The following is a 14133-nucleotide window of genomic DNA, read 5'->3' on the forward strand; positions in this document are numbered from 1 at the left end:
CGACCGGGCCGGCGCCCGCGCGCGCCAGGCCGCGGCGCCACCAGCGATCCCTGACGACCGGCTCGGCGTGCGGGGGCGGCGGCGGTGCGCCGTCCGGCCGCGCGCCGCGGCGGTCGTGGACGGTCCAGGGGCCGGCGGCGGCGCCCAGCTCGGCGGCGACGTCGGCCAGCTCCTGCTCGCGCGAACGGCGCCTCCAGCCGTGCCGGCCGCGCTCGGCGACCTGCGTGACGGCGGTCGCGAAGCGCTCGACGCGCGGAGCCTCCACGGTGCCGGGCTCGTCGCCGAGCTGCTCGAGCGCGGCGGTCAGCGCGCGATGCAGGTGGGCGACGGTGCCGCGCTCACGCGGGCGCGGCAGCAGCGCGCGGTCGATCGCGTCGCACAGCTCGGGCGGCAGGTCGCGCCGCTGGCGCTCCAGCGGCGGCAGCGTCGCACCGAGCCGGCGCGCAGTCGCGACGGCCGTCCCGGCGCGGATCGGGTTGACACCGGAGAAGGCCTCGTAGAGCACGAGCGCGGCGGCGTAGAGGTCGGCCGGCGCGCCGGCCTCTCTCCCCTCGGCCTGCTCGGGCGCCATGTACGCGAGCGTGCCGACGACGTCGCCGGTGCGCGTCAGCGCCTCGGCGCCGGCCCCCTCGACGATCCGCGCGACGCCGAAGTCGGTCAGCTTCGCCGGCGGCCCGCCGGCGTGCGGCGCGTCGGGCACGAGCACGTTGGACGGCTTCACGTCGCGATGCACGACGCCCTGCGCGTGAGCGTGCGCGAGCGCCTGCAGCAGCGCGATCCCGATCTCGGCGACGTCGCGGTCCGACAGCGCGCCCTCGCGCAGCAGGTCGGCGAGCGTGCCGCCGCGCACCAGCTCGGTGACGAGGTAGGTCGTGCCGTCCTCGCTGCCGGCCTCGTACAGCGTCACGATCGCGGGATGGGCGAGCCGCGCCGCCGCGCGCGCCTCCTGCTCGGCGCGGCCGGAGGCGTGGTCGAGCGCGATCGCCTTGACGGCGACGTCGCGTCCCAGCCGTTCGTCGCGCGCCAGCCAGACGACCCCGAAGGCGCCGGAACCGAGCTGCGCGAGCAGGCGGTAGCGATCGAGCACGAGCTGCTCCGCGCCGTGTCCGGCCAGGCGCGCGGTGGGTGCGTCGGTCCGGCTCACTCTCCGGTGTTCCACGTTTTGCAGGCACTCCCTCCCGCATGTCGAACCCCGTGCGGGGGCAGGAATCCCCGAAGTCCGGCCGCTTGGCCGGTCATACTGATCGTTCCGGGTTTCTCAAGGAGCATGATTTTTGTCGTTCTTCGACGAGGCTGACGAGCCGCGCACAACGCCACGGCCGCGCCGCGCTCCGTCCGGGGGCGGCGGCCGCCGCCCCCCTGCTGCCGACGACCAGACGATGCTGGTCCGTCGACTGGTCGCTGCCGGAGCGGTCGTCGTCGTGCTCGTGTTGATGGTCGTCCTCGTCCGCGGTTGCGTCAACAGCGGTCGTGAGCAGGCGCTCAAGGACTACAACCGCGAAGTGACCAGTTTGATGCAGCAGTCCAGAAGCGATGTCAGCACGCCGCTGTTCGCCGCGCTGACAGGCGCCGCGGGGCAGAGAGGCGAGCAGGTCACGGAGACGATCGCGCAGCTGCGCGCCGTCGCCGAGAGACAGCTCGACAGCGCCCGCGCGCTCGACGCGCCCGACCAGGTCGCCGACGCGCAGCACAACCTCGAGCTGCTGCTGTCGCTGCGCGAGGACGGCGTGAGGGTGATCGCCGACAGAATCCAGCAGGCGATCGGCACCTCCGCCTCGGCGCAGACGGCGCTCGACCTGATCGCCGGCCAGATGCAGGCGTTCAACGCCTCCGACGTCGTCTACTCGCAGCGCGTCGCGCCGTACGTCAAGCAGGCGCTGGAGGATGCGGGGATTCCCGCGACCTACAGCGGCGAGACGGGCGAGACCGTGCTGCCGTACTCGGACTTCCTCCCGAACATCGGCTGGATGGACCCGGCCAACGTCGCGAGAGCGCTCGGCACCAGCAGCGCCAGCGCCGACGACAGCGGCAGACCGGCCCCGGGCCTTCACGGCCACCAGATCGACTCCGTCAGCGTCGGCGGCACGACGCTGGAGCCGGGCGGCTCGGCGACGCTGCCGGCCGACCCGCCGCCGACCTTCGACGTCAGCTTCACCAACGGCGGCGAGCACGACGAGCAGAACGTCAGAGTCGTCGTCGAGATCTCGGGCGGCGGCGGCTCGCCGATCAGCGCCGAGACGGTCGTCGCGACCACCACCGCCGGCGAGGCGGCGACCGCGAGCGTCGCGTTCAGAGAGCCGCCCCCGACCGGCGGCGTCGCGAACATCAGAGTGACGATCGAGCCGGTTCCGGGCGAGGAGGGGCTGGACAACAACAGCCAGACGTACTCCGCCCTGTTCGAGTGAGGTCACCGCGCGGATGGACGAGCTGACGAGCACGACGGGGATCGTCGCGATCGCCGGCTGCTCGCTGGCGATCGTGTCGCTCGCGGTGGCGGTCGCGCTGGCGGTGACGCTGCGTCGCCTGCGCCGCGACCAGCGCGTGCTGCTCGGTGAGGATGGCGCGACGACCGACCTCGTCGAGCATGCCGCCGCGCTCGAGGTCGAGTACCGCGCGCTGCACGCCTTCGTCGAGGACGCGGCGGCCCGCCTGCACACGCGCATGGACAGAGCGGAGCTGCGCCTCGATGGCGCGATCTCGCACTCCGCGCTCGTGCGCTACGACGCCTACGGCGAGATGACCGGCCACCAGTCGACCTCGATCGCGCTGCTCGACGCGGGCAGAAACGGCGTCGTGCTGTCGTCGATCATGCACCGCGACGCCGCGCGGCTGTACGCGAAGCAGGTCAACGGCGGCAGAGGCGAGCTGCAGCTGTCGCCGGAGGAGGACGAGGCCGTGCGGCTCGCACTGGAGCCGCGCGAAACCCACTAGGCTCGGCGCATGCGCGTCGGCTATCTCGGTCCCGAGGGGACCAACTCACACGAGGCGCTGCTGAACGCGCTCGCGGGCGAGGCGCATGAGCAGGTGCCGCTGCCGACGATCCACGACTGCGTGATGGCGGTGCAGGACGGCACCGTCGAGCGCGCGCTCGTGCCGATCGAGAACGCGATCGAGGGCTCGGTCAACGCGACCCTCGACGCGCTCGCCGTCGATGCCGACGAGGTCACGATCGCCGGCGAGTACGTGCATGCGATCCACACCTGCCTGATCGCGCGCACGCCGCTGGAGCTGTCGGCGATCGAGACGGTCCTCTCGCATCCGCAGGCCAACGGCCAGTGCGCGCACTTCCTGCGCACGCGCCTGCCGCAGGCGCGCGTGCTGGCGACCAGCTCGACGGCCGACGCCGTGCGCGCCGTCGCCGAGGGCGAGCTGGGCGAGCACGCCGCCGCGCTCGGCAGCAGAGTCGCCGCCGAGCAGTACGGCTGCGAGATCCTGCGCGCCGGCGTCGACGACGTCGCCGGCAACGAGACGCGCTTCGTGTGGCTGGCGGCGGCCGGCACGCCGACCGGCGAGCACGGCCCGTGGAAGACCGCGATCGTCTTCTGGGGGGTCGGCGCGGAGGCGCCGGGCTGGCTCGTGCGCTGCCTCTCGGAGTTCGCCTTCCGCGGCGTCAACCTGACGCGGATCGAGTCGCGACCGCGCAAGCAGGGACTCGGCCGCTACATGTTCTTCCTCGATCTGGAGGGTCGCGACGGCGACGGGCCGGTCGCGGAGGCGCTGGCCGCGCTGCGCGGTCACGTCGAGCATCTGCGCGTGCTCGGCTCCTTCCCCGCGGCGACCTGAGCGCACCGACCGCCCAAGCGTTGTTCACAAGTCGTGCGGCGCGCCTCGCTACACTGCTGTGGCGGTTATGGCCACCTTGGTACCACCAGCGCAATCCGAGTCCGCGTCGCCACTGGAGCACCAGCGACGCGGGCGTGACGGTGGCCGGGTGCTCGTTCTCAACGCGACGTTTGAACCGATCAACGTCTGCACGGTTCGCCGCGCCGTCGTGCTCCTGTTGAAGGAGAAGGCGGAGATGCTCGAGCACGGTGAGTACCACCTGCACTCGGGCAGCTCGACCGTGCAGAGGCCGATGGTGATCCGCCTCGTCTCCTACGTGCGCGTCCCGCGCGACACGCACCGTCGCAAGATCACCCGTAGGGCGGTCTTCGCCCGCGACGACTGGACCTGCCAGTACTGCGGCTCGCGCGGCAACCTGACAGTCGACCACGTGATCCCCCGCTCCAAGGGCGGCGGCTCGACGTGGGACAACATCGTCGCCTCCTGCGCCCCCTGCAACCGCCGCAAGGGCGACTCGCTGCCCAACCAGGCCGGCATGATCCCGAAGCACACACCGCGCACGCCGGGCCCGAACGTCTTCATCCAGGTCGCCAGCCCGACGATCCCGCGGGCCTGGCAGCAGTACCTGTCGTTCTAACGAACGATTGCGAGTTCCACGGCAGCGCGCCCAACCGCGTCCGCGGGGACTCGCCTCCCATGCGGTTCTCGCCCCCCGTGAGTTCCCGCTCTCGCCGGGCCTGTCGCCCGCCGACGTGGAGCTCGCAATGCTCGGCGCCAGCCGAGCACAGAAACACGAAGGGCGCCCACCGAGGAGCGCCCTTCGCGTACATCTATGTGGCTAAACAAGGACTTCGACCGACTGGATGTGTCAGGGCCAGTGGGACCAGCTCTGGCATCGGTCGAAGCGGTGTCTCGGTGTGGACTCCGCTAGGCGGGGTCAGCCATCCGACCTAGTGGCCGGACACCTCCAGGGTCCCGCAAAAACTGTCAGACAACTTCGGACCACCTCCTTTCTCTGGTCTCACCAGAGTAGCGGACCGGTCCGACGGTCTGAACGTCTTCGATCAGACCTCGCCCTCGTCGCCGTCCTCGGAGGGCGCGCCATCGGCCTCTGCCGGCGCGTCGTCGCCGGGCTCCGGCGTCGGGACCGCCCCGTCCTCGCCGAGCGCGACGACGCCGCCCTCGACACCGGCCGCCTCGACGGCGTCCAGCTCCAGCTCGAGCGCCTCGGCGCTCTCGCCGCTGTCGGACTCGACCACGAGCGCGATCGCGCGGACGCTGTCGTCGTCGCGGACGTTCATCACGCGCACGCCGGTCGCGGCACGGCCCTGCTGGCTGATCCCGCGCACGCCGGTCCGCTGGACCATGCCGTCCTGCGAGATGAAGACCAGCTCCTGGTGCTCGCGCACGACGAGCGCGCCGGCGAGGCCGCCCTTGGCCTCGGTCAGCCTGATCGTTCTGACGCCCTTGGCCCCGCGCGAGGTCTTGCGGTACTGGTCGATTCTCGTGCGCTTGCCGTAGCCGTTCTCGGTCACGACGAGCAGGTCCTGGTCGTCGCGCGCGATGTCCATCGCGATCACCTCGCCGTTGCCGACGTCCATGCCGCGCACGCCGCTGGTGTCGCGGCCCATCGCGCGGGCGTCGTCCTCGGTGAAGCGGACGGTGAGGCCGGCGCGCGAGACGATGATCACCTCGTCGCCGACGTCGACACGGCGCACCGCGACCAGCTCGTCGTCCTCGCGGATCTTGATCGCGATGATGCCGTCGGCCTTGATCGGCGTGTTGTACGCCTGCAGCTCGGTCTTCTTGACCGTGCCTCTGCGCGTCGCGAACAGGAGGTACGGCGCCTCGCTGAAGTCGCGCGTGGAGAGCACGGACTGGACCCGCTCGCCCTCGCGCAGCGGCAGCAGGTTGACGAGCGCGCGGCCCTTCGCGGTGCGCGAAGCCTCCGGCAGCTCGTAGACCTTCTGACGGTAGACCTTGCCGCGGTTGGTGAAGAACAGCAGGAAGTCGTGGGTCGAGGTCACGAAGAGGTGCTCGATGTAGTCACCGTCCTTCATGTCCATCCCGGTCACGCCGACGCCGCCACGCCGCTGCTGGCGGTAGGTCGCCAGCGGCAGCGACTTGATGTAGCCGGTCTGGGTGATCGTGATGACCATCTGCTGGTCGGCGATCAGGTCCTCGATGTCGATCTCGCCCTCGGCGTAGGAGATCTGCGTGCGGCGCTCATCGCCGTACGCGTCGGCGATCTCCTGCAGCTCCTCCTTGATGATCGCCATCACGCGCGCCTCGTCGCCGAGGATGTCGCGCAGCTCGCGGATGCGCTCCATCAGGTCGCCATGCTCCTGCTTGAGCTTGTCGACCTCGAGCGCCGTGAGGCGGCCGAGCGTCATCTGCAGGATCGCCTCGGCCTGGCGTTCGCTCAGCTCGAATCTGTTGACGAGGTTGATGCGCGCCTGCTCGCGGTCGGACGACCCGCGGATGATCGCGATCACCTCGTCGATGTTGGCCTGCGCGATCAGCAGGCCTTCCAAGATGTGGGCGCGCTCCTCAGCCCGGCGCAGCTCGAACTTCGTGCGGCGGACGACGATCTCGCGTTGGTGGTCGACGTAGCGGCCGATGACCTCGCGCAGCGACAGCGTCTTCGGCACGTTGTCGACGAGCGCGACCATGTTGACGCCGAACGTCGTCTGCATCGCGGTGTGCTTGTAGAGCTTGTTCAGCACCACCTTCGGCAGCGCGTCGCGCTTGAGCTCGATCACCAGGCGCATGCCGTGGCGGTCGGTCTCGTCCCGGATGTCGCTGATCTCCGGGATCTTTCTCTCGTGCACCAGGTCGGCGATCTTCGTGATCAGACCGCCGTCGCCGCCCTTCTTCACCTGGTAGGGCAGCTCGGTGACGATGATCGCCTCCTTGCCCTGCGACAGCGGCTCGATGTGCGCGCGCGCCTGGACCCGGACCTTGCCGCGGCCGCTCGCGTACGCCTCGCGGATGCCGTTGACACCGAGGATGATGCCGCCCGTCGGGAAGTCGGGCCCTCTGATGTGCTGAAGCAGCCCGTCGACGTCGATCTCAGGGTTGTCGATATAGGCGATCGTCCCCGCGATCGTCTCTCTGAGGTTGTGCGGCGGGATGTTCGTCGCCATGCCGACGGCGATGCCGGCGGAGCCGTTGACGAGCAGGTTCGGGTAGCGCGCCGGCAGGACCAGCGGCTCCTGGTTCTTGCCGTCGTAGTTGGGGCCGAAGTCGACGGTGTCCGCGTCGATGTCGCGGAGCATCTCGGTCGCGATCTTCGACAGGCGCGCCTCGGTGTACCGCATCGCGGCGGCCGGGTCGTCGTCGACGGAGCCGAAGTTGCCCTGGCCGTCGACGAGCGTGTGGCGCATCGAAAAGTCCTGCGCCATCCGCACGAGCGTGTCGTAGATCGACTGGTCGCCGTGCGGGTGGTACTTGCCCATCGTGTCGCCGACGATGCGCGACGACTTCGAGCGCGGCCGGTTGGGCTGCAGGCCGGCCTCGTTCATCGCGAACAGGACGCGCCGGTGGACCGGCTTGAGTCCGTCGCGGACGTCGGGCAGCGCGCGGCCGACGATCACAGACATCGCGTAGTCGAGATACGCGGTGCGCATCTCCTCTTCGAGCGCGCGCGGCTCGATGTTGCCGCCGCTGAGCTGATCGGTTGCGCTCATCGGTTCACACGTCCAGGTTGGTCACGAGGTTTGCGTTCTCCTCGATGAAGTTCCGCCGCGGCTCGACCTGATCGCCCATCAGCATCGAGAAGATCCGCTCGGCCGCGGCCGCGTCCTCCATCGTGACGCGAGCGAGCGTGCGGGTCGCGGGGTCCATCGTCGTCTCGCGCAGCTGCTCGGCGTTCATCTCGCCGAGGCCCTTGAAGCGGTTGACCTCGACGTTGCGCCCGGCCATGTCGAACACCTTCGCTCTCAGCTCGTCGAACGAGATCGCGACGTCGCTGTGGTCCCCGAGTCTCAGGCTGAAGGCCGGCGATCCGACCGCGTTGACGAGCTGCTCGTGCACGCGGATCAGCTGACGGTATTCGTTCGTGCGCAGCATCGAGCGGCGCACGTGACGGGTGCGGGCGTGGCCGGTTCTCTTCTCGACCGAGCGCACGACCAGCTCCTCCTCGTCCTGCGAGACGAGCTCGACGCTGAACGACGCGCCCTCGAGCTCGTCCTTCTGCAGGAACTCGACGAGCGCGTCCTCTTCGAGGATGTGCTGCTGGAGGATGCCCGACTCCTGCAGGAAGTCGACGGTGTCGTGACGCGTCGTCGCCCGCAGCGCCGAGGCCCAACCGTTGTACTGCTTCAACAGGCGGGTGAAGCGCTTCCAGCGCGCCTCCGTCAGTCTCTGCTCCTCGCCGAGCCGGTCGATGACGACGAATCTCTCGAGCTTGTCGGAGAGGAGGATCTCCTCCAGCTCCGAGTCCTTCTCGATGTAGCGCTCGTTCTTGCCCTGCTTGACCTTGTAGAGCGGCGGCTTCGCGATGTAGACGTAGCCGGCGTCGATCAGCGGCATCATCTCGCGGAACAGCAGCGTCAGCACGAGCGTGCGGATGTGGGCGCCGTCGACGTCGGCGTCCGTCATCAGCACGATCTTGTGGTACCGCGCCTTCTCGAGGTCGAAGTCGTCGCGCACGCCGGTGCCGATCGCGGTGATCAGCGCCTGCACCTCGTTGTTCCCGAGGACCTTGTCGATGCGGGCCCGCTCGACGTTGAGGATCTTGCCGCGCATCGGCAGGATCGCCTGCGTCGCGCGGTCGCGTCCCTGCTTCGCCGAACCGCCGGCGGAGTCGCCCTCGACGATGAAGATCTCCGACAGCGACGGGTCCTTCACCGAGCAGTCGGCGAGCTTGCCCGGCAGTCGGGAGTTCTCCAGCGCGGACTTGCGCCGGGTGAGGTCGCGCGCCTTGCGGGCGGCCGAGCGAGCCTGCGCGGCCTGGATCGCCTTCAGGATGATCGAGCGGGCGTCCGAGGGGTTCTCCTCGAGGAACTCGTCGAGACCCTTGTTGACGATCGACTCCGTCAGCCCCTGCATGCCGGGGTTGCCGAGCTTCGTCTTCGTCTGACCCTCGAACTGCGGCTCGGCGAGCTTCGCGGAGACGACGGCCGTCAGGCCCTCGCGCACGTCCTCGCCGGAGAGGTTGACGTCTCTTTCCTTCAGCAGGCTCTTCTCACGCGCGTACTTGTTGAGCGTGCGCGTCAACGCGGAGCGGAAGCCGGAGAGGTGCGAGCCGCCCTCGTGCGTGTTGATGTTGTTCGCGAACGAGAAGACGGACTCCTGGTAGGAGGAGTTCCACTGCATCGCGACCTCGACCGCACCCTCGTCGCTCTCTGACGAGAAGTAGACGATCTTTCTCTGGACCGGCTCCTTGTTCTCGTTCAAGTACGCGACGAAGTCCTGGATTCCGCCGTCGTACTGGAACTCGACTCTTCTGCCCTCGCCGCGCTCATCCGTCAGCGAGATTCTCAGGCCTCTCGTCAGGAACGCGGTCTCGCGCAGGCGCTCTTCGAGCGTCGCGAACTCGAAGTCGAGCGTCTCCATGATCTCGGCGTCGGGCAGGAACGTGATCGTGGTGCCGGTCTCGCTCGTCGGCTCGCCCTTGAGGAGATCGGCCTGCGGCGCGCCGCGGACGTAGTCCTGCGTGTGCACGAAGCCGTCGGTGCGGACGGCGACATGAAGTCTCTCGGAGAGAGCGTTGACGACCGAGACGCCGACGCCGTGGAGCCCGCCGGAGACCTTGTAGCCGCCGCCGTCGCCGAACTTGCCGCCGGCGTGCAGGACCGTCAGCACGACCTCGACCGCCGGCTTTCTCTCCTTCTCCATCACGCCGACAGGGATGCCGCGGCCGTTGTCGACAACGGTGATCGAGTTGTCGGGATGGATCGTGACGCTGACCTCGGTCGCATGACCGGCGAGCGCCTCGTCGACGGAGTTGTCGACGACCTCGTAGACGAGGTGGTGCAGACCGCGAATGCCGGTCGAGCCGATGTACATGCCCGGCCGCTTGCGGACCGCCTCGAGGCCTTCGAGGACGGTGATGTCCTGGGCGTTGTAAGTGGACGAGGGGGTCGGCTTGTCAGCCGCGGGTCTGTCGGTGGCCAACGATCCTCCGATGACGTTGCAACGCCCCGGGCCCGCAGCGAATGCGGCTCTCCGGGGCGTGAGAGGCAGGTGAGCAGAAGAATAGCACAGAGCGGACCGTGAACGGCCGCTCTGCACAACGAGAAATCCCTGCAAATCGCAACAAACGGCGACGACTTTGTGACAACTTGGTCACGTCCTGCGCGCGCCGGCCCGTCCTCCGGTCACGCAACGCAGTCTCTTGACACCCTCGCGGCCGATCGCGGCATTCACTCTCGACAGCACCAGCGGGGCCATCAGGTCGAGCTCCTGCGCCCAGACCGCGGCTCTGCAGGCGACCGTGACCGTGCCCCCGCGCTCGCTCACCGGCGCCGCTTCACGGGCGATCGCCTCTCCGACGACGGCCGGCCAGACGCGCTGCACCTCGGCCAGCAGCGTCGCGGGCGCCAGCGACGCCTGCAGCGCTCCGAGCGCCTCGCCCAGCGGCCGCGGCGCGCGCCGCTTCACGCTGCCTCCGCGGCGCCGTCCGCGATCACGACACCGTCCTCGACGCGCAGCCGCGTCACGTCGTTCCCCTCGCCGCCCGGGACGTGTTCGATGTCGGTCGTCGTCACGACGCTCTGGCCGACGCTGCGCAGCAGCTCGACGAGGCGGCCGCGGCGCTCTCTGTCGAGCTCGCTCATCACGTCGTCGAGCAGCATGACGGGCACGGCGTCGCGCGTGGCGGCGATCGCCTCGCGCTCCGCCAGCAGCAGCGCGAGCAGCGCCAGCCGCTGCTGGCCCTGCGAGCCGTAAGCACGCAGCTCTCGCCGCTCCCGTGTGAGCGCGAGGTCGTCGCGATGGGGACCGTGCTGGGTGAAGCCCCGCTCGAGGTCGCTCGGCAGCCGCTCCGCCAGCTCTGCGGCGAGTCCGTCGGGGTCGGATGCCTTCGAGCGCGGCCGATAGGCGACGGCCGGCTCGCCGTCGAGCCCGAGGTCGGCCGCGATCGCCGGGAAGCGCCCCGCGACGGCGTCGATCGCCGCCGCGCGATCGGCCATCAGCCCGATCCCGTGGCGCGCCAGCTCGCGGTCCCACGCCGGCAGCGACGCCTGCGACGCATGCCCCGCCCGCACCCGTGTCAACAACGCGTTCCGCTGTGCAAGGGCCTGTGCATAAGCCCGCCGCGTCGCCGTCCGCGCGGGCCACAGCGCCGCGACGACCTGGTCGACGTGGGCCCGCCGCAGCGATGGCGTCCCCTTCACCAGCTCCAACCGATCGGGCAGGAAGACGGACACGAGCGGCCGGCCGGCCACGTCGAGCAGGCGCTCGACGCGGACGCCGTCGGCCATCAGCCGCTTCGGCTCGCCGGCCTCGAAGCCGACGCTCAGCTCGTGGCGGCCGTCGTCGGCCTCGGTCGTGACCTCGACGCGCGTCACCTTCTCGCCGAAGCGGACCAGTTCGCGGTCGTTGGTCGTGCGCGCCGAGCGCCCCGTGCAGCCGAAGTAGAGCGCGTCGAGCAGGTTCGTCTTGCCGGCCCCGTTGCGGCCGGTGATCACCGTCAGCCCCGCTCCAAGCTCGACCTCCGCGCTCGGATAGCTGCGGAAGTTCCGCAGCGAGAGGCGCACGACGCGCATGCGCCGCGGGCTACACGTTCAGGCGGATCGGCATGATCAGGTAGAGGAAGCCGCCATCCTCCGCCGACTGGATCAGGCCGGGCCGCAGGGGGCTGATCAGCTTCAGCAGCACGTCGCCGGAGCCGACCGACTCGAGACCGTCGCGCAGGAAGTCCGGGTTGAAGCCGATCTCGAACGGCTCGCCCTGGAAGGCGACCGGAAGCGACTCTCTCGCCTCGCCGATGTCGGGCGTCTGCGAGGACACCGTCAGCTCGCCGGGCGCGAACGACAGCCGCAGCGGCGCGTTCTTCTGCGCCAGCAGCGCGATGCGGCGCACCACGTCGGTCACCTCGCTGCCGGCGATCGACAGCTCGTGCTCGTAGCTGTCGGGCAGCAGCTGGCGGTAGTTGGGGAACTGGCCCTCGATCAGGCGCGAGGACAGCACGACCTCGCCGAGCTGGAAGACGACCTGGTTCTGGCGCACGCCGACGCTCAGCGTCTCGCCGTCGAGCTGCTGGACCAGGCGCGCCAGCTCCTGCAGCGCGCGGGCCGGCACGTTCGCCTCGAAGCCGCCGACGAGCGGGTGCTCCAGCGTCGTCTCCTTGACGCTGAGGCGGTACGAGTCGGTCGCGACCATGCGCAGCTCGCGCTCGGAGGCCGAGACCATGATGCCGGTCAGCACCGGACGGGTCTCGTCGCGCGAGGCCGAGTTGGCGACCCGCAGGACCGTGTCGACGAAGGCGCGGGCCGGGACGGTCACGACACCGTCGGACTCAGGCTCCGGGAAGGCGGGGAAGTCCTCGTTGCGGAGCGTGCGGATGTGGAACTGCGCGTTGCCGGCGACCAGCTCGACGTCCTGCTCGGCCGGGCGCTGCTCGAGCGAGACGTTCGGCGCCGACAGCGAGCGCACCACGTCGACGAGCAGCCGAGCGGGCAGCAGCACGGTGCCCTCGCGCTCGATCACGGCGTCGAGCGGGACTCGGAGCGTGATCTCCTGGTCGGTCGCCCGCAGCTCGACGCGGCCGTCAGCCGCGATCAGCTGGACCCCGGCGAGCGCCTGGACGCGCGTCGAGGCGACGCGGCTGACGGTCTGAAGCTGGGCGAGGAGTTCCTCGCGCGCGGCCGAGATCTTCACGATGGGTACCTCGAGGAGATAAGAGAGATCTTCGTCATAGGGAGCAAGGAGATGTGCACAAGTCGTCGAAAAGCCGCAGGTTGCGGGCAGGCTGCGCACATCGGCGCGCCCGAAGGCTCAACAGTGTGTCAGGAACTCCGGTCGGCATCGGGCTCCTGAAGGCGGGCGGTGAGGGCGCGCACCAGCTCGTAGGCCTCGGCGTCGGAGGCCATCCGCTCCGTCGCGCGGCGACAGGCGTGCAGGACGGTGGTGTGGTTGCGCCCCCCGAAGGCGCGGCCGATCGCCGGCAGCGTCTCGTCGGTCAGCTCGCGCGCGAGGTACATCGCCACCTGCCGCGCCCATGCCACGCGGGCGCTGCGGTCGGGCGAGCGCAGCGCCTCAGGCGAGACGCCGAGCCGTTCGCAGGTCGCCTCCTGGATCTCGGCGACAGTCCGCTGGCGCGGCGCGGCGGCACCGGGGTAGAGCCCGTCGAGGACGTGCGTGACGAGGGCCTGGTCGATCGCTCTGCCCGTCAGCGAGTGGAAGGCGACGACGCGGATCAGCGCGCCCTGGAGCGCGCGGATGTTCGTCGTGATGCGATCGGCGATCGGCGCGATCGCGTCAGGATCGGCGAGCTGGACTCCGTCGTGCTGGACGCGCTTGCGCAGGATCGTCATGCGCGTAGCGAGGTCGGGCGGTCGGATGTCGGTCACGAGACCCGACTCGAACCGCTCGCGCAGGCGATCCGCGAGCGCGTTCATGTCGCGCGGCATGCGGTCGCAGGTGACGACGAGCTGGCTGCCGGTCTCGTAGAGCGCGTTGAAGGTGTGGAAGAACTCCTCCTCCGTCTTCGCCTTGCTCTCGAGGAACTGGACGTCGTCGATGAGGAGGATGTCGGTGTCGCGATAGCGCCGCTTGAAGTCGTCGACGGCCTTCGTGTTGAGCGCGTTGATGAAGCTGTTCGTGAACGCCTCGATCGTCGTGTAGCGGACGGTCAGGCCGTCGCCGTACTCGCGCACGTAGTTGCCGATCGCGTGCAGCAGGTGCGTCTTGCCGAGACCGGGAGGCCCGTAGATGAAGAGCGGGTTGTAGGCCTGGCCGGGCAGTTCGGCGACCGCGAGCGCTGCGGCGTGGGCGAGGCGGTTGCCGTCGCCGATCACGAACTGGTCGAAGGTGTACTTCGGGTTGAAGGCCTCGTCGGCGGCGGCCTGGCCGCCGCGCCGCGCCGGCGTGAGGACCGGGACGGCGGTCTGTTCGACCTGTTCCGCGCTTTCGGGCAGCGGCGCGTCGAGCGCGACGATCTCGACCCGCGCGGCTCTGCCGAGCACGGTCTCCGAGCAGCTCTGGATGACGCGCGCGAAGCGGTCGGCGACCCAGGTGCGGATCTCGTCCGGCGCACCGACCAGCAGCACGTCGCCGTCGAGCCCGCGCGCCTTCAGCGGCGCGAGCCAGAGGTGGTACGTCGAGTCGGTGACGGCACGCCGCAGCTCGGCTTGGATCTGGGACCAGGTGTGCTCGAGCTGGATCTGCACAGGCGTCGTCGGC

The 14133-nt window shown here is 70.0% G+C and carries 11 protein-coding genes; 4 read left to right on the forward strand and 7 right to left on the reverse strand.

The annotated features are described in order from the left end of the window. Window positions 1–1144: serine/threonine-protein kinase (locus R7226_RS02760; protein ID WP_318595503.1), on the reverse strand; the 1144-nt coding region annotated here is incomplete at its 3' end. 235 nt (window positions 1145–1379) lie between these two features. Here R7226_RS02760 and R7226_RS02765 point away from each other — a divergent pair. From R7226_RS02765 to R7226_RS02780, 4 genes are all read left to right on the forward strand, one after another. Then, a complete protein-coding gene (locus R7226_RS02765) occupies window positions 1380–2405 on the forward strand; it encodes a hypothetical protein (protein WP_318595504.1) in 1026 nt (341 codons plus the stop codon). Window positions 2406–2418: 13 nt separating this feature from the next. Then, window positions 2419–2931: a DUF4446 family protein gene (locus tag R7226_RS02770; protein WP_318595505.1), complete on the forward strand. Its 513-nt coding sequence runs from the start codon at window positions 2419–2421 to the stop codon at window positions 2929–2931. Between the two features lie 9 nt (window positions 2932–2940). Beyond that, window positions 2941–3783, forward strand: coding sequence for a prephenate dehydratase (pheA, locus tag R7226_RS02775; protein ID WP_318595506.1), 843 nt, complete (start codon window positions 2941–2943; stop codon window positions 3781–3783). A gap of 148 nt (window positions 3784–3931) precedes the next feature. Beyond that, window positions 3932–4420 carry an HNH endonuclease gene (locus R7226_RS02780; RefSeq protein ID WP_318595507.1) on the forward strand — a complete coding sequence of 163 codons (489 nt, stop codon included), beginning with the start codon at window positions 3932–3934 and terminating at the stop codon, window positions 4418–4420. 427 nt (window positions 4421–4847) lie between these two features. Here the strand turns inward: R7226_RS02780 and gyrA are convergent, their stop codons facing one another. From gyrA to dnaA, 6 genes are all read right to left on the reverse strand, one after another. Continuing rightward, window positions 4848–7472, reverse strand: coding sequence for a DNA gyrase subunit A (gene gyrA, locus R7226_RS02785; RefSeq protein WP_318595508.1), 2625 nt, complete (start codon window positions 7470–7472; stop codon window positions 4848–4850). A 4-nt stretch (window positions 7473–7476) separates the two neighbouring features. Beyond that, window positions 7477–9903, reverse strand: coding sequence for a DNA topoisomerase (ATP-hydrolyzing) subunit B (gene gyrB / locus R7226_RS02790; protein ID WP_318595509.1), 2427 nt, complete (start codon window positions 9901–9903; stop codon window positions 7477–7479). Window positions 9904–10074: 171 nt separating this feature from the next. After that, window positions 10075–10389, reverse strand: coding sequence for a DUF721 domain-containing protein (locus R7226_RS02795; protein ID WP_318595510.1), 315 nt, complete (start codon window positions 10387–10389; stop codon window positions 10075–10077). Next, the gene (recF, locus tag R7226_RS02800; RefSeq protein ID WP_318595511.1) at window positions 10386–11495 is read right to left on the reverse strand and encodes a DNA replication/repair protein RecF; all 1110 of its coding nucleotides are present in this window, start codon (window positions 11493–11495) and stop codon (window positions 10386–10388) included. The genes R7226_RS02795 and recF overlap by 4 nt, the downstream gene beginning before the upstream one ends. A gap of 10 nt (window positions 11496–11505) precedes the next feature. Continuing rightward, on the reverse strand, window positions 11506–12609 hold the full coding sequence (gene dnaN / locus R7226_RS02805) for a DNA polymerase III subunit beta (RefSeq protein ID WP_318595512.1): 1104 nt from the start codon (window positions 12607–12609) through the stop codon (window positions 11506–11508). Between the two features lie 128 nt (window positions 12610–12737). Next, a complete protein-coding gene (dnaA, locus tag R7226_RS02810) occupies window positions 12738–14120 on the reverse strand; it encodes a chromosomal replication initiator protein DnaA (RefSeq protein WP_318595513.1) in 1383 nt (460 codons plus the stop codon). Window positions 14121–14133 lie beyond the last annotated feature (13 nt).

Origin of the sequence: Conexibacter stalactiti, assembly GCF_033542075.1 — a bacterium.
GTDB lineage: Bacteria > Actinomycetota > Thermoleophilia > Solirubrobacterales > Solirubrobacteraceae > Conexibacter > Conexibacter stalactiti.

Excerpts from the sequence above, each read along its gene's own strand:
- R7226_RS02765 (WP_318595504.1), top strand. The coding sequence starts at position 1,380 with ATGCTGGTCCGTCGACTGGTCGCTGCCGGAGCGGTCGTCGTCGTGCTC.
- R7226_RS02770 (WP_318595505.1), top strand. The coding sequence starts at position 2,419 with ATGGACGAGCTGACGAGCACGACGGGGATCGTCGCGATCGCCGGCTGC.
- pheA (WP_318595506.1), top strand. The coding sequence starts at position 2,941 with ATGCGCGTCGGCTATCTCGGTCCCGAGGGGACCAACTCACACGAGGCG.
- gyrA (WP_318595508.1), bottom strand. The coding sequence starts at position 7,472 with ATGAGCGCAACCGATCAGCTCAGCGGCGGCAACATCGAGCCGCGCGCG.
- recF (WP_318595511.1), bottom strand. The coding sequence starts at position 11,495 with ATGCGCGTCGTGCGCCTCTCGCTGCGGAACTTCCGCAGCTATCCGAGC.